Raw genomic sequence first — 24,778 nt, 5'->3', positions numbered from 1 at the left:
ATCCTTATCCTCTCATCTATGTTTATTCAATCCTTAAATGATGTTGGTGTCGAGTTCATTTGTGTGAATTGATAAAAATATACAAACTAGTCTATTTTTAGGCAATATTCAATTGAGTTCGAATATGCTTAGATAGGATATTAAGCGATTGAGAAAACTTGATGCACAAATTTATATTTGGACTGATGTGTGGCGCTTTAGCAACATTCAGTCATGCAGATAATTGTGATAAGGCACGCAATACGTATGATGATATTTATTGCACGAATAAAATTTATGCGAGTGCTGATGTTGATTTAAATAAAAATTACCAGCAATTGCGTCACCAACTCAATAAGACACAACAAAAGATTCTTAAAAAGTCCCAGCTCGCATGGATTCATCATCGAGATGCAGAATGTACTGATGATCAAAAAAATAGCGTAAGCGTGCAATGTAGACTTACGACGACACAAGAGCGTAATCATTGGTTAGAGGAAAGATTACGTGAGTGTCAAACGGTAGGGTGTAAAACAACACGTTTGAGTGAGTAATAAGAATCAAGCATAAAAAAAGCCACAAACAAAATGTGGCTTTTTTGCATTCACGAATCTCTTAGCGCGCACGATAAGTGATACGACCCTTTGTTAAGTCATAAGGTGTCATTTCTACTTTTACACTGTCACCCGTCAAAATACGGATATAGTGTTTGCGCATTTTACCAGAAATGTGAGCAATAACTTCGTGACCGTTTTCTAAACGTACACGGAACATCGTATTAGGAAGCGTTTCGGTGACAACGCCTTCGAACTCAATGAGTTCCTCTTTATTGGCCATAGCCTACCTGATGATCAAATTGGAAAGGGGCAAATTATAGTCAATTTATTTGAATTTTACAAGGTGAAGCGTATGTAAACCTTTTAGATCTTTATTCATAAAAACTGTCGGACAATTGACAATCTTTTTTAACAAAAGAAGCAGAATATTGTTGTCAGTTTGGTCAATCAACGTTAATCTAAAATTGTTGTTATTGTTACAAGAACGTATCTACAGGGAAGGGCACTGAGTGGGTCAGTTAACAGATGCATCAGTTGTATTGCGCTTTGGTTATCAGGCAATTCGTAAAGCGGGATTGCCAACTGAAGAGATTCTAACAAAAGCAGGGGTAGCGCTAAATCAAATTGATACCAATGCCAGAACGCCATTAAGTGCGCAAAATGCATTTTGGATTGCTGCACAGGAAGTTAGCAATGATCCTGATATTGGATTGCATTTAGGTGAGCATTTACCACTCTATCGTGGTCAGGTGATTGAGCATCTATTTATTAGTAGTGAAACATTTGGTGAGGGTCTAAAACGAGCTTTAGCTTATCAGCGTTTGATCAGTGATGCCTTTGATGCCAAACTGGTGATTCAGGATGGACGCTGTTATTTAAGCAATGGCGAACAGTACTGGTCTGACAATCTGGTCAATCGCCATTTTTCTGAATGTGCGATGTCAGGTATTCTTCGCTTCTTTAAATTCATCACCGAAGGGCAGTTTCAGCCGATCTACATTGACTTTAACTTCAATGAGGGTGCGGATGATGATGAATATTTTCGAGTGTATGGCTGTCCTGTCAGTCTGGGTCAAAAAGAAACCCGCCTTTATTTTGATCATGCTGTGCTTGATTACCCATTGTGGCAAGCTGAACCAGAACTACTACAATTACATGAACAACTAGCGATTGAGAAGTTGCAGGAACTCGCCCGATATGATTTGGTGGGCGAGGTACGCCGTGCCATTGGTTCAACTTTAGAAAGTGGTGAAACTACGTTAGAAACAGTTGCAGCTCAATTAAGCATCACGCCACGACGCTTAAGAACACAGCTTAGCGAGGCGAATACAAGCTTCCAGCAAATCCTTTCAGATTATCGTTGCCGCCTAGCGAAGAAATTATTGGCGAATACCAATGAAAGTGTAGAAAGAATCGTGTATTTAACAGGTTTTTCTGAACCAAGTACGTTCTATCGTGCATTTAAGCGTTGGACGAATGAAACCCCTGTTGAATATCGTAAGCGTAAACAGCGTTAATTTTTCTAAGAAAAAAGCCTTATCTCTCGATAAGGCTTTTTTTATTCAGGCAGATTTAACCATTGGGGACCTAAAGGCAGCTGTGGTAAATCAAACTCATCAGGATAATAGGACTGAATAAAATATAAACCATCAGGTGGGGCGGTGATGCCTGCCGCTGTACGGTCTTCTGCGGCAAACATGGTATCGATATGATCAATCTCATACATACCTTGTCCGATTTCTAGTAAGCATCCCATGATATTGCGTACCATATGATGTAAAAATCCATCGGCTTGAATATCTAATACTAAATAGCGTCCATGTTCAAATAGACGGCAGTGTTTTACATGACGTATGGGTTGATTGGATTGACAGGCAGCAGCTCGGAAGGTCTCGAAGTTATGCGTTCCCTCAAATTTTGCTGCAGCGACCATCATCTTCGGTACATCTAATTTTTGATAAAGATGAGTGACTTGTTTATACAATAGTGCAGGACGGGTGGGTGCGTTATAGACGACATAACGATAACGTCGTGCAGTGGCTTTGAACCGTGCATGGAAGTTCTCATCCATGCATTTAATCCATTGAATTGAAATATCTTTTGGAAGTTGACTGTTGGTGCCACGAATCCAACCTTGTTCTGGGCGAATAGCTTCGGTGTCGAAATGAGCCACCATATTGGTTGCATGTACACCTGCATCAGTTCGTCCAGCACCATGCAGAATAATGGGCTCATTGGCAATACGGCTCAGTACTTTCTCGATGGTCTCTTGAACAGTTGCAACGCCAGGCTGCTGGGTTTGCCAACCACGGTATTGCGTGCCACAAAATTCAATACCGATTGCATAACGTTGCATGTTTTAACCTCAAATATTAATGCTGATGCCAATTCGCGAACCATTGTTCGTGGCTCGGATATTTTAAATAGATTTGCAAGACTTTTGCATATAAATCAGCATGGCTATGGCAATCATTGATTAAAACTTTGGCAGATTGAATCCATGAACTGACGGCATAGCGTTGATCTAGTTGCCCAAAGGTCACTTGGGTGCTGATAATAGGCAGACATTTTTTTTGATACAGTTGCTCAAACAGCATTAGAATTTCGTCATTTACTGCAATATTGCCTGTGCCAAATCCTTGTAGAATCAAGAAATTTGGTGGGTTAAGCAGAATATTTTTTAACTGTAGAATGAGTTGTTCTTTTGCAATTGGCTGCAACATCAAATTTAGGATGCTTAGTTCAGTTGCTTGCTGAATATATTCATTTTGAACAACAAGAAAATCTGCTGTGGTTTGACATCTTTGATCTGCTTTAACACCGACGAAAGCATCCAACTCAGTGGTATGTGCTTTTAAGGTCGTTTGTGCGTGAAAAACTTGTTCATGGAATGCAAGATAAACACCAGTTGGCAAAGTGAGGACTTGCTCTAATGCTAAATATAGGTTGCCTGTGGCATCTGTAAATTCACGGGTATCATTGCCTTCAACATTCAATAATGGGTATTGGCTACCTGTAATGATGGCATGACAAGAATGTCCCAAAAAACGAGCAAGTGTTGCTGCAGCGTAACTTAAAGTATCTGTCCCATGAATAATGACAAAATGTTGAAAACTATTGAGTTGCAATTGCTGGATTTGTTGTACCAACTTTAGCCAATCCGTTGCGGTGCAGGCACTACTGTCTTTGATACTAGGCGCAGCGAAGCATTCGACCTGTAAATGAGGTGGAATGATCTTAGCTAGTAAAGGTAGAAAATCCTGTTCTGGCATCGGCATCAATGGTTCGCCAACGCAACCAAACGTCCCACCCATATAAATTAAAGCGATTTTTTTCATCATAAAAAAAGCAGTCTGAGAGACTGCTTATATTAGACCGATCAAATTCAGGAAGCTATTTTATTCAGTAAACTTTGTGAATGTTGTTGTTGCTCTGCATTAAATGGTGGGCTATTTTTTAATAATTCACGTGCAGAATCATAAGCGCCCAATTCAATATATTGCTCAGCAAGTTCTAGATTGAGCTGTGCTTCATCAAGCTGTTGTAAATCAGGAAATGATTGTACAAGAGGGTCATTGATTGCAACAGATGTAGTTTGAAGCGAGGTTTGAATAGGTTCAAGTTCAACAACTGTTTCTGTAACTTCAACTTGCTTGTTTTCTGTCGGTTCAAAACTAAAATCTAACGTTGGCGCTGCTTCAGTTTTTTGTTCTGTAACTTCTAAGTTTGAAAAATTGAAATCTAATTCAGGTTTTGCTTCTTCAACTACAGGAGGGGATGCAGGTGCAGCATCTAAATTGAATGAGAATTCTAAAGGAGCAGACTCTTTATTCTCTTGTTGCTCGATTGTTGGCGTAGCTTCGGTTGTTTCCTTTTTCTCAAAGGAAAAATTAAAATCTAATGGCTGAACTTCTGGGACTGGTTCAACTGGTTTAGCTTCTTCTGCTGGTGCAACATATCCAGATTGTAAGTCATCAAATGATTGTGACGTTTTTGATGCCGCTAATGCGTCAAAATCTGCGTTGTTTTGCTCTTTTGCTAAAGTATCTGATGTACTGGTTTGCTGAAAATGGCTTGAGCTTGAACTGAAATCAATTGCATCAGGTTGTTTATTTTTTTCATATTCACGTTGTTTTGCTTCAGCAGCTTGAGCAATATCATCAAGTTTCAAAGCATGAATATGTTTGATCAATTGATCAATTGCAAAATCATCTTTTTGAGCTAAGTGAATATCAAGGAGAAATAAATATAACTCATGTTGGGAGTTATCTTGTTTTAAAATCTGATTGATTTGTGCTTCTGCGCTTTGATAATTGCCGCTTTGAATTTGCTGTTCAATTTTCTGGCGTAAAGACTCTGGAATCGCGGTTGCGGCGGCTGGAACAGATTCTTGTTCTTCACGTGCTAATGTCGTACGTGAAGTTTTAGTTGTAGCTGCTTTCTTCGCTGATTTTGCTGTAGCACCTTTTTTAGATGTTGCAGTAGTTTGGTTGTCACTGCGTTTTTTTAAAACGATTGCAACAACTAATACGACGATTAGCAGTACAATTATTATAGTTGACATGATCTATACCCCTTAAAGATAGAGCCGCTTTGGTGCAAATTTATGAGAATCTTCTCGTAACCTAGCGTGTTGGCTTTTTAGTTTCCTGCTGCACTTTCAACTGATCTTGTAACTCTGCAAGCCGAGCATTTAATAGCTGAATACGTTGTTCCTTGTTACGTAATGCCAATTCTAACTGTGTTACGTTTCTTTGTAATGTAACGGTTTTTTCTCGTGCTGTCATAACTTTTAATGATAAATCTGCACTGGTTTTTTGCTGTAATGTGTCTTTTTTCGCACTTCCATTGCTTGAATCTTGGTTACTTTCAGCGACCAGTGACATTTCCGCTTGCTGCAGGCGATATTTGGCTTGACCTGATCGAGGGTGTGTTGTCTGTGCTGCTATTTGATTTATTGCTGTATTCTGACGAGATGGTGTTGTATTTAGATTGAAATTTAAACGAGACCCTTGTCTTAAACGATTTGCATTGCCACCAATAAAAGCATGCTCATTCTGTGCTTTGATCTGATTCATAACTTTAGCAACAGGCTGTTGTGTTTGTGATGCGATTTGTTGCGCAATACTCCACAAAGATTCATTACGCTGCACGACATGCTGTTGAGCTGAGTTATTAGATGCAGTCATGGAATTGCTATTTGTGGCAGGTGCTTTCTTTTTAGCTTGTTGTGCAGTTTGTGTAGGTTGTTGTTTTTTAAATTTCTCTTGTGGTTCGGCTGGCTTTGTATCGAGAGGTTTTGATTTTTTTTCGATTGGTGTTTGTGGTTGACTCGCAGTTTGAACTGGCTGAGCTGCGACTTGAACAATAGGCTGTTTAGTCATGGTAGGCGTTGGATTTGATTCAATTTTTACTTTTGCAGTCGTATTTATATTATTTGTTTCGATTTTAGGGCTAATTTTTGCAGTTGCAGTGTCCTTATTTTGGCTTGGTATCGGCGTTGTAACAACGGATATTGCTACTGGAGAGCTTTGCTTTGATTGTGAGCTATTTAATATGGGTGGTAAAGCTGATGAGACATTTAATAAATTTTCTTGCTTTAAATTAAGCTCTTTTACATTTGTTGCAATCGGTGAACTGAAGCGAGTGCTTTCGGGTAAATTGAGCGCAATATCTTTTTCACTGACAATATATTTAGGTGAAAGTGTTTTTTCATTCGTAGCTGCTTTAGCGGATAGCGCTCTCGAACTTTGTCCTATAGGTTGCTTAATATGCTTTAAATGTGATGCACCACTTTCTTGTATTTTAAGAATAATATTAAGTTCACTGTCTGTCATTGGACGTATAGAAGTGATCACAATCACCCCTTCACCTTGTGAATTGCGACGTGTATAAAAATTTAGGCCACTCGGAGGCTGATGAGCAGCACCCATCATTAAAAGATCTTCAGGTGTTGCTAAGCCTACATCTAATTTTGCGGTAGGATCAGCTTGATGAAAACTCATTTCTGCGTAGAGTAATTCACCAGGTGCAGATTGGATTTGCAATGGATCGAGTGTAATCGCATAAAGGTGTTGCGAAGAAATGATGGCTAAAATGGCAACTTTTAATTTGTTATAAACAGTCATCTCGATCCATGAAAAAGTGATGTTTTAGTCAATTCAAAAGTATACATTACCGTGATGTAAATGAATTGTAAAATATTCATGTTTGATAAAAAACAAAAGCCGATCAAATGTGATCGGCTTTTGTTTTTTAAATGTTTTTGCTTAAGCGTTCTTGTATTCAACTAAAATACGAAGCATACGGCGTAAAGGTTCAGCAGCACCCCAAAGTAGCTGATCGCCTACTGTAAATGCACCTAAATATTCTTTACCCATATTTAGCTTGCGTAAACGACCTACAGGAACAGTTAAAGTACCTGTTACTGCAACAGGCGTCAGGTCAGTCATTGAAGCTTCACGAGTATTTGGAACCACTTTCGCCCATTGGCTAGAGTTACGAATCATGTCTTCAATTTCATCAAGCGCAACATCTTTTTTCAACTTTAAAGTGATTGCTTGTGAGTGGCAACGCATTGCACCGATACGAACACAGTGACCATCAATTGGAACGATTTGTTGATTACCCAAGATTTTATTGGTTTCAACTTGACCTTTCCATTCTTCTTTTGATTGACCACTTTCGAGTTGTTTGTCGATGTATGGAATCAATGAACCAGCGAGTGGCACGCCAAAGTTTGCTTTAGGGAAACCTTCACCACGTTGTAAGTCAGCAATTTGACGATCAATATCAAGAATCGCAGATTTTGGATCATCTAGTAATTCTTTAGTATTGTTGTACAAATAGCCCATACCCGTGATGAGTTCACGCATGTTTTGCGCACCAGCCCCAGAAGCTGCTTGGTAAGTCATTGAGGTAGCCCACTCAACCAAATTATTTTGGAAAAGTGAACCTAAACCCATCAACATAAGTGAAACTGTACAGTTACCACCAACGAAAGTTTTTGTTCCGTTGACTAAACCATCTTTAATCACATTTAAGTTTACTGGATCAAGTACGATAATTGCATCATCAGCCATACGAAGGGTAGACGCAGCATCAATCCAATAACCATCCCAACCTTCTGCTTTGAGTTTCGGGAATACATCAGAGGTATAGTCACCACCTTGGCAGGTTAAAATGACATCCATTTGTTTCAGACTGTTAATGTCTGAAGCATCCATAAGTGCTGGGGCAGTCTTACCACCAAATGAAGGCGCTTCGCCACCTGCATTACTGGTAGAAAAATAGAATGGCTCAATATGAGCAAAATCATTCTCTTCAACCATACGTTGCATAAGGACAGAACCCACCATCCCACGCCAACCGACCAGACCTACTTTCATGTCATTGTGCCTCGGTATTTCAAAAAACTTTTAAGGGGTTTGAGTGTATCAAAAGCGACCACAACTGCAAGCTTTACGTAAATAAAACGATAATTTAATTGAGTGGAATAATTTGTTTGTATTAGATAGAAAATTGATAAAGCCATAACTTTATTGAGAATCTAAGACATCCCCACGAGAAAAATGAACATGATATGGATTCAGATTTGTGCAGTATTGGTTATATGGCTTTCGTTTTGGTCATTAATCCCCAGAGATGAGTGGTGGTTTAGAGGTGCGGACTTTCCGCGCTTACAGATTCTGGCACTCGGTCTCTTCGCCTTTTTTGCAATGTTATTTGCCATTCCCGAATGGACCTTGACTACCGAGTTGTTGTTTGTTGGATTGGTCGCAGCAATCGCTTATCAGTTGAAAATGGTTCTACCATATACCCCGATTTGGAAAAAACAAGTTCAAAAAGTTAAGCCTGAGCAAATCAATGAAAACCAGCAAATCTCATTGCTGGTTGCCAATGTATTGACGCCAAATGATAAATATCATTTATTACTTGAGCATATAGACACATTAAAACCTGATGTTGTGCTGACATTAGAGTCAGATTCAAGTTGGCAAAATGCGTTAGTTCACATTGAACAAGATTATCCTTATCGCGTGCCCGTACCTTTAGATAACTTATATGGTATGCATCTGTATAGCCGCTTGCCATTGCACGATACAGAAGTGAAATTTATCTTAAGTGATGAAATTCCATCTATACACGCTTCGGTAACATTACGTTCAGGTATCCAAGTACAGTTATATTGTTTACACCCTAAACCACCAAGCCCAACTGAAGCTAAAGATTCAACTTTAAGAGATGCCGAGCTTTTAATTATTGGCGATCGAATAAAAGATTTGGATGAAAGTTGTATTGTCATGGGGGATCTTAATGATGTGGCATGGTCACGCACCACGCGATTATTTCAACGAATCAGTGGTTTGCTAGATCCACGGGTAGGTCGCTATTTCATGAATACTTTTCACGCAGATTATCGGCTTTTACGTTGGTCTTTAGACCATATCTTTCATAGTACCGACTTTGGCCTAGTGGAAATGAAACGTTTATCTCATATAGGTTCTGATCATTTTCCAATTTATGTCGTTTTACAGACGGGTCGTATTTTTGAGCAACAGCAGGAAGAACTAGAACAAAGCGCTGAAGATGAACAAGAGGCTCAAGAAGCGATTCGGGATGGTATAGAAAAAGCAGAACAAGAGCACAAGCAAGTTGTTGATGAATTGGCTCAGCCTTATAAGTGACTCAATAGAATGAAATGGCAAATATCGTGATGTAAGCAATATCGTACATTGATTTAAGTCTACGGCGAATAGTCTAGTTTGATCAAAAGATTTATTCTAGATACATCAGCACATGGACGCAGGAATGGATTTCCGTTTAAGGATAGCGACGCTGAGATGGAAAATGCATTATGGATATGATGCATGCGATGGAAGCAAGATAATAACAAAGATGTGAAAGCACAACCTCATTTGCCCGAGTTTTGCAGGATGCGAAACTCGGGTTTTAATTTTCTCTAAATATTAATAAATTTTTTCGTAACCTTCTGCTCGGGTTTTGAATCTACGGTGAAACCACATCCATTGAGTTGGTGCGATACGCAATTGAGCCTCAATGATTCTATTCACCCGAATTGCATCATCGAGTTCATTTTCACTCGGCATATTTTCAACAATAGGCTCAATCAAAACTTTGTATTGTGGATTACGAACATCACCATAACGATAAAAATAAAGCGGGATTGCAACAGATTTGGAGATTTTTAATAGACGACGATGTGCAGTAACAGTGGCAGCAGGAACACCGAAAAAAGGTGCCATGACACCTTGTTTTAAGCCAAAATCTTGGTCTGGACTATACCAAATCGCACCGCCATCTTTTAAGCGACGAACCAAGCCACGCATATCATCATGATCAATTTGCTGTTGATAAATGGTTGCGCGACAACGATAAATCAGCATATCCAACATCGGATTATTCTGAGGACGATAGACCACATCAGGCTCAAAATATTGAGCACAAATATAACCACCGGCATCCAATAAAGTACTGTGTGTACCTAGCAATAAGATACCTTTGCCTTGAGCTTTGGCTGAGTTAATGTGCTCTAGACCTTCAATACTATGGCGTCCTTTAAACCAATTTGGACAATACCAAGCATTCAATGTTTCAAATACACCCAACATCATGTCGACAAACACTTGTTTTGCTTGTGCTTCAACCTCAACAGGAGACCATTCAGGGAAGCAAACTTCCAGATTTCTGATTGTGGTTTTTCGACGTGATTTGAGCAAGTGCCAGCATAATGAGGCTAAACCATGTGCCAAGCGCCATTGAATTGCCCAAGGTAAGATTGCTAAGAGCATGAGAAAAGTGATGGCGATCCAGATTTTCCAATACTTAGGGAGTAAAAATTCCCATTGAAACTCACCAGGAATATAAGACGATTGTTGGCTCATAAACTAGAAATATGAATGATATTGAATTTTGAAGCAGTGTAACATGAAGTCAGTTTTACGACTTTAAATCTAAAAGATAAAGCACAGCCTTTTTGTGTATAGATAAATAAATATTTTGATCAGGAGACCATGTTAAAACAGATAAGCATACTTAAGGGAGATATTACCCAAATCGCGTTTAAAGTGATTAATGACGAGTTAAAACAAAGTCAGTCAGTCCAAGAAGTAGTTTTTGTTTGTTTTGATGATGAAAATTTTAATATTTATCAGTCATTAAAAGATGATTTTGAAATCTAAGCATTCATTGGATTTTAATAGAGCATCTATCATTTTATGGATAGATGCTCATCATCTGATTAATTGCCTTTCGACATATTTTCTAAGATGTCCCAACGTTCCAATTTCTCAAGCAAAGATTCTTCAATTTCTCCTAAACGTTGACTCGCTAAAGTTGCAGCATTAGCGTCAGAGACAAACCAAGAACCATCTGCAAGTTTTGCTGAAAGTTCGGCTTGTTCTTTTTCTAGCTTTTCCATCTCAGCAGGGAGTTGCTCTAACTCACGCTGATCTTTATAACTCAGCTTGACCTTCTTTGGTGCTGATGCTGCGGCAGCCGCTGCTTCTGCTTTGGCTTGTGCTTTTTTCACATCACTTTTCTGATCAACCACTTTTTGGTCAGGGCGTTGTTCCAAGTAATCTTGATAGCCACCAATGTACTCATCAATATTGCCCTTACCATCGAATACCCAAGTCGAAGTCACAACATTGTCCATGAAAGCACGGTCATGCGAGATCAGTAACAAAGTACCTTTGTAGTCAGACAGCATTTCTTCAAGCAACTCAAGTGTCACCATATCCAAGTCATTGGTTGGCTCATCCATCACGATTAAATTCGATGGCTTGAGTAACAGTTTTGCTAATAGGATACGGTTTCTCTCACCGCCAGACAGTGCTTTGACTGGCGTACGGGCACGTTCTGGCGAGAATAAAAAATCTTGCAAATAGCTATAGATATGACGGCGGTTACCATTCACATCGACAAAATCAGAACCTTCAGACACGTTGGCCATCACGGTTTTTTCAAGATCAAGTGCATTACGCAGTTGGTCAAAATAAGCCACTTCCAGTTGAGTACCTGTTTTCACCGCACCGCTATGTTCTATTTCACCTAAAATCGCTTTAATTAGGGTCGTTTTACCCACACCATTATCGCCGACTAAACCGATACGATCACCACGTAATACGATTGCTGAGAAGTCTTTAATTAACGGCTGCTCACCATAACTGACGCTTAGGTTCTCAATCTCAAACACCAGCTTACCAGAACGATGAGCTTCTTGTGTCGCCATGCTGACTTTGCCCTGCTGTGAACGACGCGCTTTAGATTGTTCACGTAAGTCTTTTAAGGCACGGACACGGCCTTCGTTACGGGTACGGCGTGCTTTAATCCCTTGACGAATCCACGCTTCTTCTTCTGCTAATTTTTTATCGAATAAAGCATTTTGTTTTTCTTCAGCTTCCATTTGCTGAGCTTTGAGCTCTAAATAGCGTGAATAATTGCCTTCATAACCACGTAAAATACCACGATCGAGTTCAACAATACGTGTTGCAATGCTATCTACGAAAGAACGGTCATGTGAAATAAATAAAAGAGTTAGATTATTTTGATCAAGTAAGAACTTTTCTAACCATTCGATACTTTCAACATCCAGATGGTTTGTCGGTTCGTCCAGTAATAACACATCAGGTTGGGTAAGTAGGGCACGTGCCAAGAGCACACGACGTTTACGTCCACCTGATAGGTCCGCTAAATCTGCATTTGGATCTAGCCCCATTTTACCTAAAATGGTATTTACTTTGTTTTCAAGTGCCCAACCATCGAGCTGATCGAGCTTGTGTTGTAACATGCCCATATGGTCGCAGGCTTCCATATCGCCTAATACACAGGCATCACTTGCTTCATGATAGGCTTTGAGTACGGTTGCAGCTTCTCCTGCGCCATCAGCAACAATATCGGCCACTTTGCCTGAATCCATCGGCACGTCTTGGGCTAACATTGAAACAGTTAAACCATTTTGAATCGAAACTTCACCTGTATCAGGTAATAAACTTCCCTCAATCAGTTTTAATAAAGTAGACTTGCCTTCGCCATTACGACCAATTAAACAGACTCGTTCGCCACGTTCTAGGTTAAAGTTCGCGCCGTCGAGTAGGGCAGGTCCGCCAAATGCGAGATGGACATCCCTTAAAGTAATGTAGGCCATAATGTTTCCTAAGAGTTCAGATGAGGTCTGAAATGACTAAACCACAAAAAATTGATGATCACGCGTCATTGTCCGCACCCATTGAAGATTTGCAAGTCCGAATTGCATTTTTAGACGATTTAGTTGAACAATTAAATCAACAGCTCGCAATTCAGACTCAAGAAATTGCAATTTTAAAAAAACAAATGCAACTTTTATATCGTCGAGTGGAGTCTTCTGATTTATCGGAAGGGATTGCGCCTTTTGATCCAATGAGTAATAAACCACCACATTATTGATGGTGATAATATTGAATAATAAAGGTGTAGTTTTAAAGTTCGTCATTCATTGAATGAATGATATTTTAAAACTTTAAATTAATAAGCTTAAATTATAATTATATTTCCGAGTTTAACTCTTATTCCGAATACAATTGTAAGGAAAACTTGCCTTTTTCATTCAACTTATGTAACGCTAATAAAAGGAAGTTTTGGGCACCTTTAATGAGTAATGTTGGAATTTGGATAACTGTTGCCATTGTGCTATTTGTACTTGGCTCTATTTTTGGCTTACGTGTCAGTCCAAGAGAAAAAGCACTCGGTTTAATGCGAGATCAAGCTCGCAAAATGGGATTACACCCACGACTCATCGTTGCGCCTGAGTGGACGAAAATTCCAATGGCATCTGAAAAACGCGCCAGTATGGTTGCTTATTATAGTGTGCTTATTCCGGATGCTCGCTTAGCACTTATGCGTGCAAGAGTTGTTGATGGCAAGCTTCAGGTTGTGCAGGGTGATCAGAAATTTAATGATTTACCCATTGCATTAACAGGAGTTTATGCTATTGATATGCAGGCAAACTGTGTCGGGCTATATTGGGATGAAGAAACTGATTTAAGAGCCACTCAGCTTGAAGCAATCAAAGCATATTTACATGAATTAGCTCAGCGCTAATTATTTGATTAATTATAGGAAAAACGATTTATTATGGCGAATACTCCACGCTCTGCTTCAGAAAGCACAGCAGCTCCTACACCTGCTGCAAAGAAACGTGCCTTAGTGATTGTGGAGTCGCCTGCAAAAGCGAAAACAATTAATAAATATTTGGGTTCACAATATGTGGTGAAGTCATCGGTGGGTCATGTCCGTGATTTACCGACAGGAGGCGGGGCGAAATCCACTGAAAAGAAGCCCGCAACTCGTACTAAACTGACCGATGAACAGAAAGCCGAAAAAGCCCAGTCCGCACTGATTAATCGTATGGGTGTCGATCCCGAGCATGACTGGATTGCACATTACGAAGTGCTCCCAGGCAAAGAACATGTGGTTGCCGAACTAAAAAAACTCGCCAAAGATGCAGATGCTATCTATCTCGCAACGGACTTGGATAGAGAAGGGGAAGCGATTGCTTGGCATTTAAGAGAAGTGATTGGTGGGGATGATAGTCGCTACCATCGTGTCGTCTTTAACGAAATTACCAAGAATGCCATTCAAGAAGCATTTAAACAGCCAACACGACTTGATTTAAACCGTGTGAATGCTCAACAGGCGCGTCGTTTCCTCGATCGTGTGGTGGGTTTTATGGTGTCGCCATTACTCTGGGAAAAGATTGCCCGTGGTCTATCGGCAGGACGTGTGCAGTCAGTTGCTGTGAAACTGGTGGTTGAACGTGAACGTGAAATCCGTGCATTTATCCCAGAAGAATACTGGCAAGTTTTTGCAGATACCATTTCCAAGAAAGAAGACATTCGCTTAGAAGCGGTTAAGCAAGCAGGTAAAACACTCAAGCTTAAAAATAAAGCCGAAACTGATGCCTTACTCAGTGTATTGAAAGATGCTGAATATAAAGTGGCATTGCGTGAAGACAAACCCACCAAAGTTAATCCAAGTGCCCCGTATATCACTTCAACTTTACAACAAGCAGCGAGTACGCGTTTAGGTTTCTCTGTAAAGAAAACCATGATGCTGGCGCAGCGTTTGTATGAAGGTGGTTTTATTACTTATATGCGTACCGACTCAACTTTCTTGAGCGATGACGCGGTGAATATGGTGCGTAACCATATTCAGCAAAATTTTGGTGAAAAATACGTGCCTGCCAAGCCAAACCGTTATGGCAATAAAGCAGGCGCGCAAGAAGCGCATGAAGCGATTCGTCCATCAGATGTCGGATTGACGGGTGACAAACTTGCAGGCGTCGAGCGTGATGCACAGCGTTTATATGATTTGATTTGGCGTCAATTTGTTGCTTGTCAAATGACACCAGCAGAATATTTATCTTCAACCTTGACTGTTGAAGCGTCAAATGTTGAGTTAAAGGCGAAAGGCCGCACACTGGTATTTGATGGTTTTACCCGTGTTCGTGGTGCCAATAAATCAGATGATGATATTTTATTGCCTGCGGTAAAAGTTGGTGAAGTTCTTAAGTTAGAAAAACTTGATCCGAGTCAGCATTTTACCAAGCCACCTGCACGCTTTACTGAAGCGTCTTTGGTGAAAGAGTTAGAGAAAAAAGGCATTGGTCGTCCATCGACTTATGCTGCAATTATTTCAACGATTCAAGAACGTGGTTATGTAAAATTGGAAAACCGTCGTCTCTTTGCAGAGAAGATGGGGGAGATCGTTACAGACCGTTTGGATGAAAGTTTTAATAACTTGATGAATTACGCCTTTACCGCAGATTTAGAAGGCCAATTAGACCGTGTCGCAATGGGTGAGCGTAACTGGAAAGAGTTACTAGATACATTCTATGGCGATTTCAAGAAACGTTTGACCAATGCGCAGGGTGAAAGCGGCATGCGCCGTAATCAGCCAGTCGAAGTGGCGGATGTGGCTTGTCCTGAATGTTCACGTCCAATGCAGATTCGTACAGGAACTACAGGTGTATTTCTGGGATGTTCAGGTTATAACCTGCCACCGAAAGAGCGTTGTAAAGGCACACTCAACTTAACGCCTGTCGAGTCTTTGGCGGCATTGTCGGATGATGATGGTGCTGAAACAGCAGACCTGATGTCGAAACATCGCTGTCCTAAATGCGGTACTGCAATGGACAGCTATGTGGTGGATGGTGGCCGTAAACTGCATGTCTGTGGTAATAATCCAGACTGTGATGGCTACGAAGTTGAAGAAGGCGAATTCAAGATCAAGGGTTATGATGGCCCAACCATTCCATGCGATAAATGTGATGGCGAAATGCAGCTTAAAACAGGTCGCTTTGGTCCATATTTTGCCTGCTCAAGCTGTGATAATACCCGTAAAGTGTTGAAGAATGGTCAGCCTGCACCACCGCGTGTTGATCCAATCAAAATGGAACACCTACGCTCAACCAAACACGATGATTATTTTGTATTGCGTGATGGTGCGGCAGGTCTGTTCTTAGCCGCCAGCAAATTTCCGAAAATTCGTGAGACCCGTGCACCAAAAGTGGCTGAATTACGCAGTGTGGCTGAGCAGCTTGATCCGAAGTATCAGTTCTTGTTAGAAGCACCAGATCTTGATCCTGAAGGCAATCCAACGGTGGTGAAATTCAGCCGTAAGAACCAAGCACAATATGTGGGTTCTGAAACCGCTGAAGGCAAGCAGACCAAGTGGAGTTTGGTGTTCCAAGATGGGAAATGGGTAGAAGCTTAAACATTAAAGTTTAAAAAATGCTGGCGATTGCTGGCATTTTTTATTGAACAAATAAAAAGAAAAATTAATTTTGATTGGGGTGAAATGCATGTGGAAAAATATTCGAGTCGCTTGCTTACTACTGGTGTTGTTGATTGTTGCAGTCAATGCTTATCGTGATCAAAATCAGGATTGGAATCAGCCGATTAATGTATTGTTGCATCCGATTAATGCCGATGGGTTGCCTACAACACAGCAGTATATTCAAACATTGCAGCAAGATGATTTTGCTGAGGTGAAGCAGTATCTAGAAAAAAATAGCCAGCAATATCGAGGGCAAAGCAGCTACTTTATGGTTCAAATCGGAAGGGAATTGCAACAAGCACCACCGAAGATGTCTGAGCAGCTAAGTATTCTGGATAATATTCTATGGAGCCTAAAGTTTCGCTTTTATGCATGGAAGCAGCATCAATCGATTGATGGTTCACCAAGTTTAACTCTATATCTGAATTTCTATGATCCGAAGCAAAATCGGGAACTCAAGCACTCAACTGCGCTGGAACGTGGACGAATTGGTTCAGTCAATCTGTTTGCCTCAGCTAAACAGACACAGCAAAATAATGTAGTGTTAGTGCATGAGTTATTGCACGCTTTTGGCGCGACCGATAAATATAATTTGAACAATGGTGAACCTATTTTCCCGATTGGTTATGCACAGGCGGATAAGCAACCTTTGTATCCACAAATTGAGGCGGAAATCATGGGAGGGCGTATCCCACTTTCAGAGCATAAAAGTAAAATGCCAAATGACTTGGAACAAACCGTGATTAGTGTGCTGACCGCGCAGGAAATTGGCTGGATCAAGTAAATTGTGGATAAGTTTTGACTTATCCATATCTTGTAAAACAACAACCTCAATAAAAAATTATGGAATAAAACACTGGTTTTTCAACATTTTGTCATGAATTGTCAACATGCCTTATACAGAGTTAGGTCTAAAACACGCTCAATATATACATAGCACATTGATGATAAAAGAGTAAATCATGATGAAAACAGTGGGTAATGATCTGGTTCGCAATCAGCTACACGCTGATCGTAAATGGTATCTGTTATTGGGTGTGTTATTGGTTATTTTTGGCCTAATGCTTTTAGCAGCGTTACCATTTGCAACATTATCTGCCGTCTTGTTGTTTGGTGTGTTAATGATGTTGGGTGGTATTTTGCATTTTGTTGCCGCATTTATGGTGTTTAAAGGGGGCACACGTTGGTTGTGGGCTTTGTTTGGTGTGCTATATCTAGCCGCTGGTTACTTTGCTTTTACCACACCTGTGATTACTGCAGTGATGCTCACCAGTTTTTTGTCGATTGCATTAATTATTGCGGGGATTATCCGTAGTGTAAACGCATTTATCCTGAGACCAATTTCAGGCTGGGGCTGGGTACTCTTCTCGGGCGTACTCACCCTGTTAACAGGTGTCCTGATCTTATCATCACCTGATTCACCGTTCTGGGTATTGGGAATGTTCCTTGCAATTGATATTTTATTTCAGGGAATTAACTATCTAACCTTTGCGAGTGCAATTAAGCAGTTACCCCATAGTTCAACCACAGTTTAATTTATGGTTCATTTGACAAGTGAGAGCATGTGTCTTACATGCTCTTTTTGTTTTGTAGCAGGAAACATTTGCATGTGCCTAGTCTGTTAAAATATCGATTCATTTTTGCTTGACCGATTGTATGACACTTGCCGCCCTGATTGATGAACTGAATCCACAACAAAAACAGGCTGCCACCACAACAGCGCAAAACTGTTTGGTCTTGGCTGGAGCAGGTTGTGGTAAAACCAAAACCATCGTGGCAAGAGCAGCATATTTAATTGATCAAGGTTTAGCTTCACAACAAATTCAGATTCTAACTTTTACCCGACGTTCAGCAAGTGAAATCGTGACACGTGTTGAACAACATATGGGCGCACAGGCCAAAGGTTTACGTGCATCAACCTTTCATACTTTTTGTATGTATCTATTGCGCCGTAATCCACGGGCTTTTGGGCTGACCCAGTTCAGTATTATTGATCGAGATGATCAGTTGTTGATGTTCCGCTTATTGCGTGGTAAAGATAAGGGCAATGTCTTGCCGAAGGCTGCAGAATTGTGCGATCTGTATTCTTATGCGCGGAATACTAAAACCAAATTGTCAGATGCATTGGTTGAGCAGTTACCCCAAGCGGTTGAGTATAAAGCTCAAATTGCTGAATTGATGAAAGCCTATGAGCAACGCAAGCAAGAACGTAATTTTCTAGATTATGATGACATCCTATCTATTGTTGCTGTGCATTTGCAAAGTTCACCAGAGTTAGTGAAGTGGGTCACTGGTTTCTGCTCTGCCTTATTAGTTGATGAAATGCAGGATACTAATCCACTGCAATGGGCTTTGCTTCAGCCTTTAGTTGGCAAGGTAAAACTGTTTTGCGTAGGGGATGATGCACAATCCATTTATGGCTTTCGTGGCGCAGATTTTGAAAATATCCATCATTTTAAAGAACGTGTACCCGATGCTGAAGTACTGACTTTGGAAATGAATTATCGTTCGACCCAAGGTATTTTGGATTTATCCAATTGGCTGCTGGAGCAGAGCCAAATTGAATATGACAAGCATCTACAGGCTTATCGGGGCAAAGGGTTAAAGCCACAACTGCATATCTTGAGTAATGAGTTTGAGGAAGCCAATTGGATTATTCAGGACTTGAATCGTCGTCATATGCAAGGTGCGGCTTGGGCAGAACATATGGTGTTGCTGCGCTCAGGTTTTAGTGGGCGTTATTTGGAAGGTGCTTTAATTGCAGCCAATATCCCTTATCGTTTTGTTGGTGGGGTAAAACTGCTTGAATCGGCGCATGTCAAAGATGTATTGAGCTTGCTTCGGGTCAGCGTTAACCCACAAGATGATTTAGCCTGGATGCGTTTCCTGACGCTTTGGGATGGTATTGGTGATGTCGGTGCCAGTAAGTTGGCACAGGCCTTAATTCAATTGCCTGATCTAGATGAACGTTGCAAACGTTTAGAACGACATGGCAAAGTGCCACAACAGGCAATTCTGATTTTAAAACAGCTTGATGTGTTACAGCAGCAAGTGGAAGCCTGTATTGGCTTGGCGTTGGATGCTTTGACGGAACAACTGGAAAATAACTATAAAAGCAAAGACTGGAAACGCCGAGTCAAAGATTTTGATTTGGTGAAACAATTAGCACGTAAGCATCATTCACTTGGTGAATTTTTAGAAGAATATGTACTTGATCCAATTTCTGTTTCAGAAATTGATAAAACACCTGACCAAGACTTAGTGACACTGATTACCATCCATTCAGCCAAGGGTGCTGAACAAAAGGTTTGTTATGTTCCACATGTATCTCCCAATCAATATCCTCATGCACGCGCACAAGGCGATTTTGATGATGTGGAGGAGGAGCGTCGTGTGCTTTATGTGGCCTTAACACGTGCAGAAGATGAATTGATTTTGACCAAACAGAATTTAAATTTATGGTCACAAGATCAATATGATGAGTTAGGAAGAAAAATAGAAAGTTACTTCCTCAATGATTTACCTCAACATTTAGTCGATGTTCAGATTCATCGGGATATTCCACGTGCCTACGGCCAAAGCAATCATTCTCGTACGACTACAATCAATTTAGGTTTTGGGATTGATTTCGATTAAACTAGGCAGATTCAAATTCTTTTGATTCTGCAATGAATCATCTTTTAGGTTTTAGCATGAAAATTTTAGTTCGTAATTTAGACCGTAATGTGACTGATGCGGAAATTCTCGACTTATTTAAAGCATATGGAAAAGTTGAGTCTTGTGTCGTGGTCAAAGACGAAGCAACGGGTAAATCGAAAGGTTTCGGTTTTGTTGAAATGCCAAATCCACGTGAAGCGATTAAAGCAATTAAAGGTTTAAACACCTTGAAAGTAAAAAGCCAAGGCATTCGTGTCAAAGCTGCGGATGATAAAGCTTAATTATCAATGTTAAAGCCATATACTGCTTTATCAATGGTTGCACCAAATGCTGAACGAATAGCCAAGAAAATTAAAACGCTTGAGATTCGCTCATAGCAACCTCGAATGTTGCCACTGAAAAATTTGATGATTGTAGAGAATCAACACTTTCTTTTGAATGATGGGGATGAAGACGTTGGTTTTGCCGTTGCATTGGTGGATATTGAATCAGTGCATCCATGGCAATCTGATGAAGTTGATGCAGCTTGTGCAACGTATTGGGCTGAAGGATATTTGGCTTGGCTCATCAGTAATATTCGCCCTGTCGCCCAACCTCTACATACAATAGCAAAACGTAAACTTTATCGTATTGAATTGATGTTGTGAGTGCTATTTGTTTCAGCATCAATTCGCTTTACAATCAGTCTTGATTTAAATGAACTGAAAAAGGGATTTATTATGTCTCGTGTTGCTCGCTACCATGCTGATCGTACCAATCAAAAATTGTATTTTGCCCGACTTGCATGTCAACAAGCTGAGCAAACTGAACATATTCAACAAGCGCAGGCATATCGTGAGGCAGCAGTATTTCATTTACACGGGGCAATTTTAGCGTTTTTACAAGAATTGGTGCGCTATTATCGTTTAAATGATTTGCAACCGACGTTTAAGTCGATTGAAGAACAGATGGCAGTTAAAGGACAAGTCTCACCAGAAGTTTCAGTATTACAGCAACTTGCTAAAGATGGTTTTATTGCAGAACTCAAACGTGCGTATCGTTTATGTCAGTACGCACCCGAGCCAACAGCACCAGAGCCTGAAAATGAGACCTCATCGAATTTGATTATTAAGGTGACTCAAAGTCCTCAAGCATGGTTACCCGATGCGAAAATATTACGAGAATGGCATAGAGAATTAAGCCATTTGATTGACGGTTTTCGCAATGAAATGGTTGAGTTTTAATTCGAGTACAACATAGACTTGAAATATGAGTGAGTAGCACTTATATAAATAAGACGTGAGATTGCAAAGTGCAGTAGCGCTTTGCCACCATGTAGAAACATGGAGTAATGTATGTCAATGCAACAGTTAAAAGAGTTATTTGGTAGCCAAGAAGCCGTTCTCGAGTTAGTTCAACTTGAAGGTGGAGAGCTTGCCTTGCGTAATGCTGGTTCGGAAGCAGAACCTTTGGTTAAAATTCAATTTAGTGAAGATGTTAAAAAGATTTTGGGTGATCAGACGCCAACCGTTGCACAGCATATGATCCAAGCCGCTTTATTTGGTTTGTTGGAAAAACAGATGAATCAGTTACAAGCAGAAGTTATTGATGAGCAACCACAGCACTTTAGCTAAAAGAACTGTAATATTTCACTCTAATCTAAAAATGATTTAAAAAGGAGTCCTAAAATGCGACTCCTTTTTTTATTGCTTATGTTACTTAGATGAATACAGATTTTATTACAATTAATTCAGTTGGTATAAAGAGATGTAGACTATAAATAAAAGCTTATGGTTCTCGCTACGAAATGAAAGTTATAGTCATAAAATGTGCTTTAATTTTGCAATCAAATACTTTGTTTCATATATTTTTAATGGATTAGCTATCAATAAATTGCAAAAAATTAAAGCTTTATTAAATGTAAAAAATATTGGGATTGAATAAAAAATATCATAAACTCAATTTTTATTTGCTTACTATAAAAAGAGAGCTTACATGCAAAGTAATAATCCAATTTTAACTCGGGTGGAAACCTATACTGATATAACTGAGCCAATGACCATTCAAGGTGCTATTCAGAAGTCAGTATTATTGACAGTGATTGCAGCTGTATTGGGAATGGCACTATTTTTCTATTGTGCAATCACTGCTAATCTTTCAATTGCGTATGCTGCAACAATTGTTGGAATTATTGGGAGCTTAATTTTAGCTTTGATTACCACTTTCAAATCAAATACTGCACCAGCTTTAGCAATTCCTTATGCATTATTTGAAGGTGCATTTTTAGGCGGTATTTCTTTTATTTTTCAACTGAAGTTTCCTGGTGTTCCTTTACAAGCTTTGCTTGCGACCTTTGTTACAACCTTGGTTTTATTTGCGTTATATAAATTCCAAATTATTCGTGCGACTGAAAAATTTAAGGCAATTGTAATTTCAGCTTCTATTGCGATTGCTTTAGTTTTTGTTGTGCAGATCGTTTTACGTTTGATCTTTGGTTCAAGTATTCCTTATATTTTTGAAAGCAATTGGTTAGGTATTGGTTTTGCTGGATTTGTTGCTGTAATTGCTTCACTGAACTTAATTTTGGATTTTGATCTTATTGAAAATGCAGCAGCACAACGTGCTCCTAAAGCATTTGAATGGGTATGTGCGATTGCTTTACTTGCGACTTTAGTGTGGATGTACTATTCATTCATGCGCTTATTAAGCCTAATTCAAGGTGATGATTAAATTTGAATTGATATAAAACATAAATCGTCTTCATATGAAGGCGATTTTTTTATGCAAGATTGTAAAAAAGGTGGATTATGCAATTCCGAAAAATCAGGAATCTTGGCATGATGTGGTGAAAATTTTTCGAGTGAGAATAAGATGTCACAAGGACTTTTAGCTGGTAAGCGTTTTTTAATTGCTGGTATTGCAAGTAAATTATCAATTGCTTTCGGTATTGCGACAGCATTACACCGTGAAGGCGCAGAGTTAGCATTTACTTATCCAAATGAAAAGCTAAAAAAACGTGTTGATGACTTTGCAGCACAGTTTGGTTCAACTCTGGTTTTTCCTTGTGATGTAGCGATTGATGCAGAAATTGACAATACTTTTGTCGAGTTGGCAAAACATTGGGATGGTTTAGACGGTGTTGTGCATTCGATTGGTTTTGCACCTGCACATACGTTGGATGGTGACTTTACCGACGTGACGGATCGTGAGGGTTTTAAAATTGCACATGACATTAGTGCGTATAGCTTTGTTGCGATGGCTCGTGCTGCTAAACCATTATTACAAGCACGTAAAGGTTGTTTACTAACCTTGACTTATCAAGGTTCTGAGCGTGTGATGCCAAACTATAACGTGATGGGTATGGCTAAAGCGTCTTTAGAAGCGGGTGTTCGTTATTTAGCACTAAGCTTGGGTAAAGAGGGGATTCGTGTGAATGCGATCTCTGCGGGTCCAATCCGTACATTGGCAGCTTCTGGTATTAAGTCATTCCGTAAAATGTTAGATGCTAATGAAAAGATTGCTCCGCTACAACGTAATGTAACGATTGAAGAAGTGGGTAATGCAGCGTTATTCCTTTGCTCACCGTGGGCTTCAGGTATTACGGGTGAAATCCTTTATGTTGATGGTGGTTTCAATACTGTCGGTATGAGCCAGTCAATGATGGATGATGAATAATTTAGATTAATCTAAATTATTGAATAAAGCCGCTTTATAGCGGCTTTGTTTTTTTGAAGAGGGTGGGTTCTTTAAAAGTATAACGCCCGCAACAAGGGAAAAATTGAAGCGCAGCTGAAATTTTGTCCCTGTGCTTGCGCTTGTTAAATATTCTCTGCTACGGGCGAGAATATAGCTCGCGTACCATCCTCATGATCAAAAACATGACCACCAGCTCTCTTGACTCGCAACTCTTCCAAACCTTTATCTATCTCTTCGATCTTATCTGGATTCGATTTATAAAGTGTTTTCTTAATCTTCTCTAGAGTTGCGTAAATAATGTCAGACATTAAATCCAGATGTTCATTTATGCCTGATAGTAAATTTACAGATATCTGTGATAGATCATTGTTATTAATATAATTAAGATGCAGCCCTCTCATATCGAATCTTACTGGGACGAAAGAAAGAACGTCTTCCTTTTGCTTATCTATATAGTCAATGCTATGAGCCCCTAGCTTATGCCTGATATCACGGATTTCAAGCTTCTCTAGTCTATCTCGGAAAGCAGACTGCTCTGAAAGTTGGCAAAGTTTACAAATAGTAAAAACCGCTTCTTGCTGGATGTATGTTGAATTCAAAGCCCCATACAATCTGAGGTACTTCTCGCCGACTTCGTTGTACCTCGAAACACCTTCCATGCCGAATCTTAAAAAATGATCAAGCGATAAGGAAGTATCACCGATAAGATCCATTCCTGAGCAGAGAAAACTCCAATCTTTGCCGTCATTCAATTTCAGTGATCGCTTTGCATAGCAAGGGAACGACTCTTCTTCCCTTGGACCCTTGGCAAGTCGCCCATTAATAAGGTTACGCAAGAAATCCACATGATCATATAGTGCTTTCGCTTTGGGACTATGCATAAATTCTCCTTGAAATTTAACTATAGTTACACGGGAAATTTGCCACATAACCAAAATGAAAATACCGTATAATTAATTTTGTGCTTATCCAATATAACTCTGTACACGACAAATTTCATAGGGCCCTTGTCCTATCAGGCTTTTTCTTCCTTAAAATTGCGAGCACTTTCTTAAATTCTTCTTTTTTTCCAA

The 24,778-nt window shown here is 39.8% G+C and carries 23 protein-coding genes and 2 pseudogenes; 16 read left to right on the top strand and 9 right to left on the bottom strand.

Annotated elements, in window-relative coordinates:
* Positions 1–161 precede the first annotated feature (161 nt).
* Entirely contained in the window at positions 162–533 is a 372-nt protein-coding gene (locus F908_RS12920; protein ID WP_005162680.1) for a lysozyme inhibitor LprI family protein, read from the top strand.
* Positions 534–594: 61 nt separating this feature from the next.
* On the opposite strand, the gene infA is transcribed toward F908_RS12920, so the two are convergent.
* Complete coding sequence (gene infA, locus F908_RS12915) at positions 595–816, bottom strand: translation initiation factor IF-1 (protein WP_001284370.1); 222 nt, start codon at positions 814–816, stop codon at positions 595–597.
* 229 nt (positions 817–1,045) lie between these two features.
* On the opposite strand from infA, the gene F908_RS12910 reads away from it, so the two are divergent.
* Positions 1,046–2,053 carry an AraC family transcriptional regulator gene (locus tag F908_RS12910; protein ID WP_005162677.1) on the top strand — a complete coding sequence of 336 codons (1,008 nt, stop codon included), beginning with the start codon at positions 1,046–1,048 and terminating at the stop codon, positions 2,051–2,053.
* Positions 2,054–2,094: 41 nt separating this feature from the next.
* Here the strand turns inward: F908_RS12910 and truA are convergent, their stop codons facing one another.
* From truA to asd, 5 genes are all read right to left on the bottom strand, one after another.
* A complete protein-coding gene (gene truA / locus F908_RS12905) occupies positions 2,095–2,892 on the bottom strand; it encodes a tRNA pseudouridine(38-40) synthase TruA (RefSeq protein WP_005162672.1) in 798 nt (265 codons plus the stop codon).
* A gap of 16 nt (positions 2,893–2,908) precedes the next feature.
* Positions 2,909–3,877, bottom strand: a complete 969-nt coding sequence (locus F908_RS12900; RefSeq protein ID WP_005162669.1) for an asparaginase domain-containing protein — start codon at positions 3,875–3,877, stop codon at positions 2,909–2,911.
* A 44-nt stretch (positions 3,878–3,921) separates the two neighbouring features.
* A complete protein-coding gene (locus F908_RS12895; protein ID WP_005162666.1) occupies positions 3,922–5,100 on the bottom strand; it encodes a hypothetical protein in 1,179 nt (392 codons plus the stop codon).
* A 61-nt stretch (positions 5,101–5,161) separates the two neighbouring features.
* Positions 5,162–6,664 (bottom strand): type IV pilus assembly protein FimV, encoded by a 1,503-nt coding sequence (locus F908_RS12890; protein WP_005162662.1) that lies wholly within the window; start codon positions 6,662–6,664, stop codon positions 5,162–5,164.
* 141 nt (positions 6,665–6,805) lie between these two features.
* Complete coding sequence (gene asd, locus F908_RS12885) at positions 6,806–7,924, bottom strand: aspartate-semialdehyde dehydrogenase (protein ID WP_005162659.1); 1,119 nt, start codon at positions 7,922–7,924, stop codon at positions 6,806–6,808.
* Between the two features lie 189 nt (positions 7,925–8,113).
* Here asd and F908_RS12880 point away from each other — a divergent pair, with 189 nt between their 5' ends.
* The gene (locus F908_RS12880; RefSeq protein WP_005162657.1) at positions 8,114–9,223 is read left to right on the top strand and encodes an endonuclease/exonuclease/phosphatase family protein; all 1,110 of its coding nucleotides are present in this window, start codon (positions 8,114–8,116) and stop codon (positions 9,221–9,223) included.
* Positions 9,224–9,505: 282 nt separating this feature from the next.
* Here the strand turns inward: F908_RS12880 and F908_RS12875 are convergent, their stop codons facing one another.
* On the bottom strand, positions 9,506–10,441 hold the full coding sequence (locus tag F908_RS12875) for an LpxL/LpxP family acyltransferase (protein WP_004659087.1): 936 nt from the start codon (positions 10,439–10,441) through the stop codon (positions 9,506–9,508).
* A 168-nt stretch (positions 10,442–10,609) separates the two neighbouring features.
* On the opposite strand from F908_RS12875, the pseudogene F908_RS15750 reads away from it, so the two are divergent.
* A pseudogene (locus tag F908_RS15750) lies at positions 10,610–10,738 on the top strand (RNase III inhibitor); the annotation flags it as partial.
* 59 nt (positions 10,739–10,797) lie between these two features.
* Here F908_RS15750 and F908_RS12870 read toward each other — a convergent pair.
* Positions 10,798–12,705, bottom strand: coding sequence for an ATP-binding cassette domain-containing protein (locus tag F908_RS12870; RefSeq protein WP_005162653.1), 1,908 nt, complete (start codon positions 12,703–12,705; stop codon positions 10,798–10,800).
* A gap of 32 nt (positions 12,706–12,737) precedes the next feature.
* On the opposite strand from F908_RS12870, the gene F908_RS12865 reads away from it, so the two are divergent.
* The 12 genes and pseudogenes from F908_RS12865 to F908_RS12810 all read left to right on the top strand — a co-directional run bounded on the left by F908_RS12865 (position 12,738) and on the right by F908_RS12810 (position 23,684).
* Positions 12,738–12,983: a SlyX family protein gene (locus F908_RS12865; RefSeq protein ID WP_005162651.1), complete on the top strand. Its 246-nt coding sequence runs from the start codon at positions 12,738–12,740 to the stop codon at positions 12,981–12,983.
* A gap of 204 nt (positions 12,984–13,187) precedes the next feature.
* Positions 13,188–13,637, top strand: a complete 450-nt coding sequence (locus tag F908_RS12860; RefSeq protein WP_005162647.1) for a hypothetical protein — start codon at positions 13,188–13,190, stop codon at positions 13,635–13,637.
* 33 nt (positions 13,638–13,670) lie between these two features.
* Positions 13,671–16,310 carry a type I DNA topoisomerase gene (gene topA, locus F908_RS12855; protein ID WP_005162646.1) on the top strand — a complete coding sequence of 880 codons (2,640 nt, stop codon included), beginning with the start codon at positions 13,671–13,673 and terminating at the stop codon, positions 16,308–16,310.
* 88 nt (positions 16,311–16,398) lie between these two features.
* A complete protein-coding gene (locus F908_RS12850) occupies positions 16,399–17,157 on the top strand; it encodes a hypothetical protein (RefSeq protein WP_005162645.1) in 759 nt (252 codons plus the stop codon).
* Between the two features lie 178 nt (positions 17,158–17,335).
* Positions 17,336–17,908 carry an HdeD family acid-resistance protein gene (locus tag F908_RS12845; protein ID WP_005162644.1) on the top strand — a complete coding sequence of 191 codons (573 nt, stop codon included), beginning with the start codon at positions 17,336–17,338 and terminating at the stop codon, positions 17,906–17,908.
* Positions 17,909–18,029: 121 nt separating this feature from the next.
* Complete coding sequence (locus F908_RS12840; protein WP_005162641.1) at positions 18,030–20,009, top strand: ATP-dependent helicase; 1,980 nt, start codon at positions 18,030–18,032, stop codon at positions 20,007–20,009.
* Between the two features lie 56 nt (positions 20,010–20,065).
* The gene (locus F908_RS12835; RefSeq protein WP_004802550.1) at positions 20,066–20,311 is read left to right on the top strand and encodes an RNA recognition motif domain-containing protein; all 246 of its coding nucleotides are present in this window, start codon (positions 20,066–20,068) and stop codon (positions 20,309–20,311) included.
* A 6-nt stretch (positions 20,312–20,317) separates the two neighbouring features.
* A pseudogene (locus F908_RS12830) lies at positions 20,318–20,677 on the top strand (ASCH domain-containing protein).
* A gap of 72 nt (positions 20,678–20,749) precedes the next feature.
* Positions 20,750–21,253 (top strand): DUF6586 family protein, encoded by a 504-nt coding sequence (locus F908_RS12825; protein ID WP_004659066.1) that lies wholly within the window; start codon positions 20,750–20,752, stop codon positions 21,251–21,253.
* 111 nt (positions 21,254–21,364) lie between these two features.
* A complete protein-coding gene (locus tag F908_RS12820; protein WP_005162636.1) occupies positions 21,365–21,643 on the top strand; it encodes a hypothetical protein in 279 nt (92 codons plus the stop codon).
* 361 nt (positions 21,644–22,004) lie between these two features.
* Entirely contained in the window at positions 22,005–22,739 is a 735-nt protein-coding gene (locus tag F908_RS12815; protein ID WP_005162633.1) for a Bax inhibitor-1/YccA family protein, read from the top strand.
* 141 nt (positions 22,740–22,880) lie between these two features.
* Complete coding sequence (locus F908_RS12810) at positions 22,881–23,684, top strand: enoyl-ACP reductase FabI (RefSeq protein WP_005162622.1); 804 nt, start codon at positions 22,881–22,883, stop codon at positions 23,682–23,684.
* A gap of 143 nt (positions 23,685–23,827) precedes the next feature.
* Here F908_RS12810 and F908_RS12805 read toward each other — a convergent pair whose 3' ends face one another.
* Positions 23,828–24,586, bottom strand: a complete 759-nt coding sequence (locus tag F908_RS12805) for a hypothetical protein (protein ID WP_005162620.1) — start codon at positions 24,584–24,586, stop codon at positions 23,828–23,830.
* Positions 24,587–24,778: the final 192 nt, after the last annotated feature.

The organism is Acinetobacter sp. NIPH 284 (assembly GCF_000369425.1).
In the GTDB taxonomy this organism is placed as follows: domain Bacteria; phylum Pseudomonadota; class Gammaproteobacteria; order Pseudomonadales; family Moraxellaceae; genus Acinetobacter.
This window is presented reverse-complemented; position numbering and strand designations above follow the sequence as displayed.

Coding starts and splice junctions, on each gene's coding strand:
- F908_RS12870 (WP_005162653.1), bottom strand. CDS start 12,705: ATGGCCTACATTACTTTAAGGGATGTCCATCTCGCATTTGGCGGACCT.
- F908_RS12850 (WP_005162645.1), top strand. CDS start 16,399: ATGTGGAAAAATATTCGAGTCGCTTGCTTACTACTGGTGTTGTTGATT.
- F908_RS12810 (WP_005162622.1), top strand. CDS start 22,881: ATGTCACAAGGACTTTTAGCTGGTAAGCGTTTTTTAATTGCTGGTATT.
- F908_RS12865 (WP_005162651.1), top strand. CDS start 12,738: ATGACTAAACCACAAAAAATTGATGATCACGCGTCATTGTCCGCACCC.
- F908_RS12900 (WP_005162669.1), bottom strand. CDS start 3,877: ATGATGAAAAAAATCGCTTTAATTTATATGGGTGGGACGTTTGGTTGC.
- F908_RS12845 (WP_005162644.1), top strand. CDS start 17,336: ATGATGAAAACAGTGGGTAATGATCTGGTTCGCAATCAGCTACACGCT.
- F908_RS12890 (WP_005162662.1), bottom strand. CDS start 6,664: ATGACTGTTTATAACAAATTAAAAGTTGCCATTTTAGCCATCATTTCT.
- F908_RS12895 (WP_005162666.1), bottom strand. CDS start 5,100: ATGTCAACTATAATAATTGTACTGCTAATCGTCGTATTAGTTGTTGCA.
- F908_RS12835 (WP_004802550.1), top strand. CDS start 20,066: ATGAAAATTTTAGTTCGTAATTTAGACCGTAATGTGACTGATGCGGAA.
- infA (WP_001284370.1), bottom strand. CDS start 816: ATGGCCAATAAAGAGGAACTCATTGAGTTCGAAGGCGTTGTCACCGAA.
- F908_RS12860 (WP_005162647.1), top strand. CDS start 13,188: ATGAGTAATGTTGGAATTTGGATAACTGTTGCCATTGTGCTATTTGTA.
- truA (WP_005162672.1), bottom strand. CDS start 2,892: ATGCAACGTTATGCAATCGGTATTGAATTTTGTGGCACGCAATACCGT.
- asd (WP_005162659.1), bottom strand. CDS start 7,924: ATGAAAGTAGGTCTGGTCGGTTGGCGTGGGATGGTGGGTTCTGTCCTT.
- F908_RS12880 (WP_005162657.1), top strand. CDS start 8,114: ATGATATGGATTCAGATTTGTGCAGTATTGGTTATATGGCTTTCGTTT.
- F908_RS12805 (WP_005162620.1), bottom strand. CDS start 24,586: ATGCATAGTCCCAAAGCGAAAGCACTATATGATCATGTGGATTTCTTG.
- F908_RS12875 (WP_004659087.1), bottom strand. CDS start 10,441: ATGAGCCAACAATCGTCTTATATTCCTGGTGAGTTTCAATGGGAATTT.
- F908_RS12815 (WP_005162633.1), top strand. CDS start 22,005: ATGCAAAGTAATAATCCAATTTTAACTCGGGTGGAAACCTATACTGAT.
- F908_RS12840 (WP_005162641.1), top strand. CDS start 18,030: ATGACACTTGCCGCCCTGATTGATGAACTGAATCCACAACAAAAACAG.
- F908_RS12820 (WP_005162636.1), top strand. CDS start 21,365: ATGTCAATGCAACAGTTAAAAGAGTTATTTGGTAGCCAAGAAGCCGTT.
- F908_RS12825 (WP_004659066.1), top strand. CDS start 20,750: ATGTCTCGTGTTGCTCGCTACCATGCTGATCGTACCAATCAAAAATTG.
- F908_RS12920 (WP_005162680.1), top strand. CDS start 162: ATGCACAAATTTATATTTGGACTGATGTGTGGCGCTTTAGCAACATTC.
- topA (WP_005162646.1), top strand. CDS start 13,671: ATGGCGAATACTCCACGCTCTGCTTCAGAAAGCACAGCAGCTCCTACA.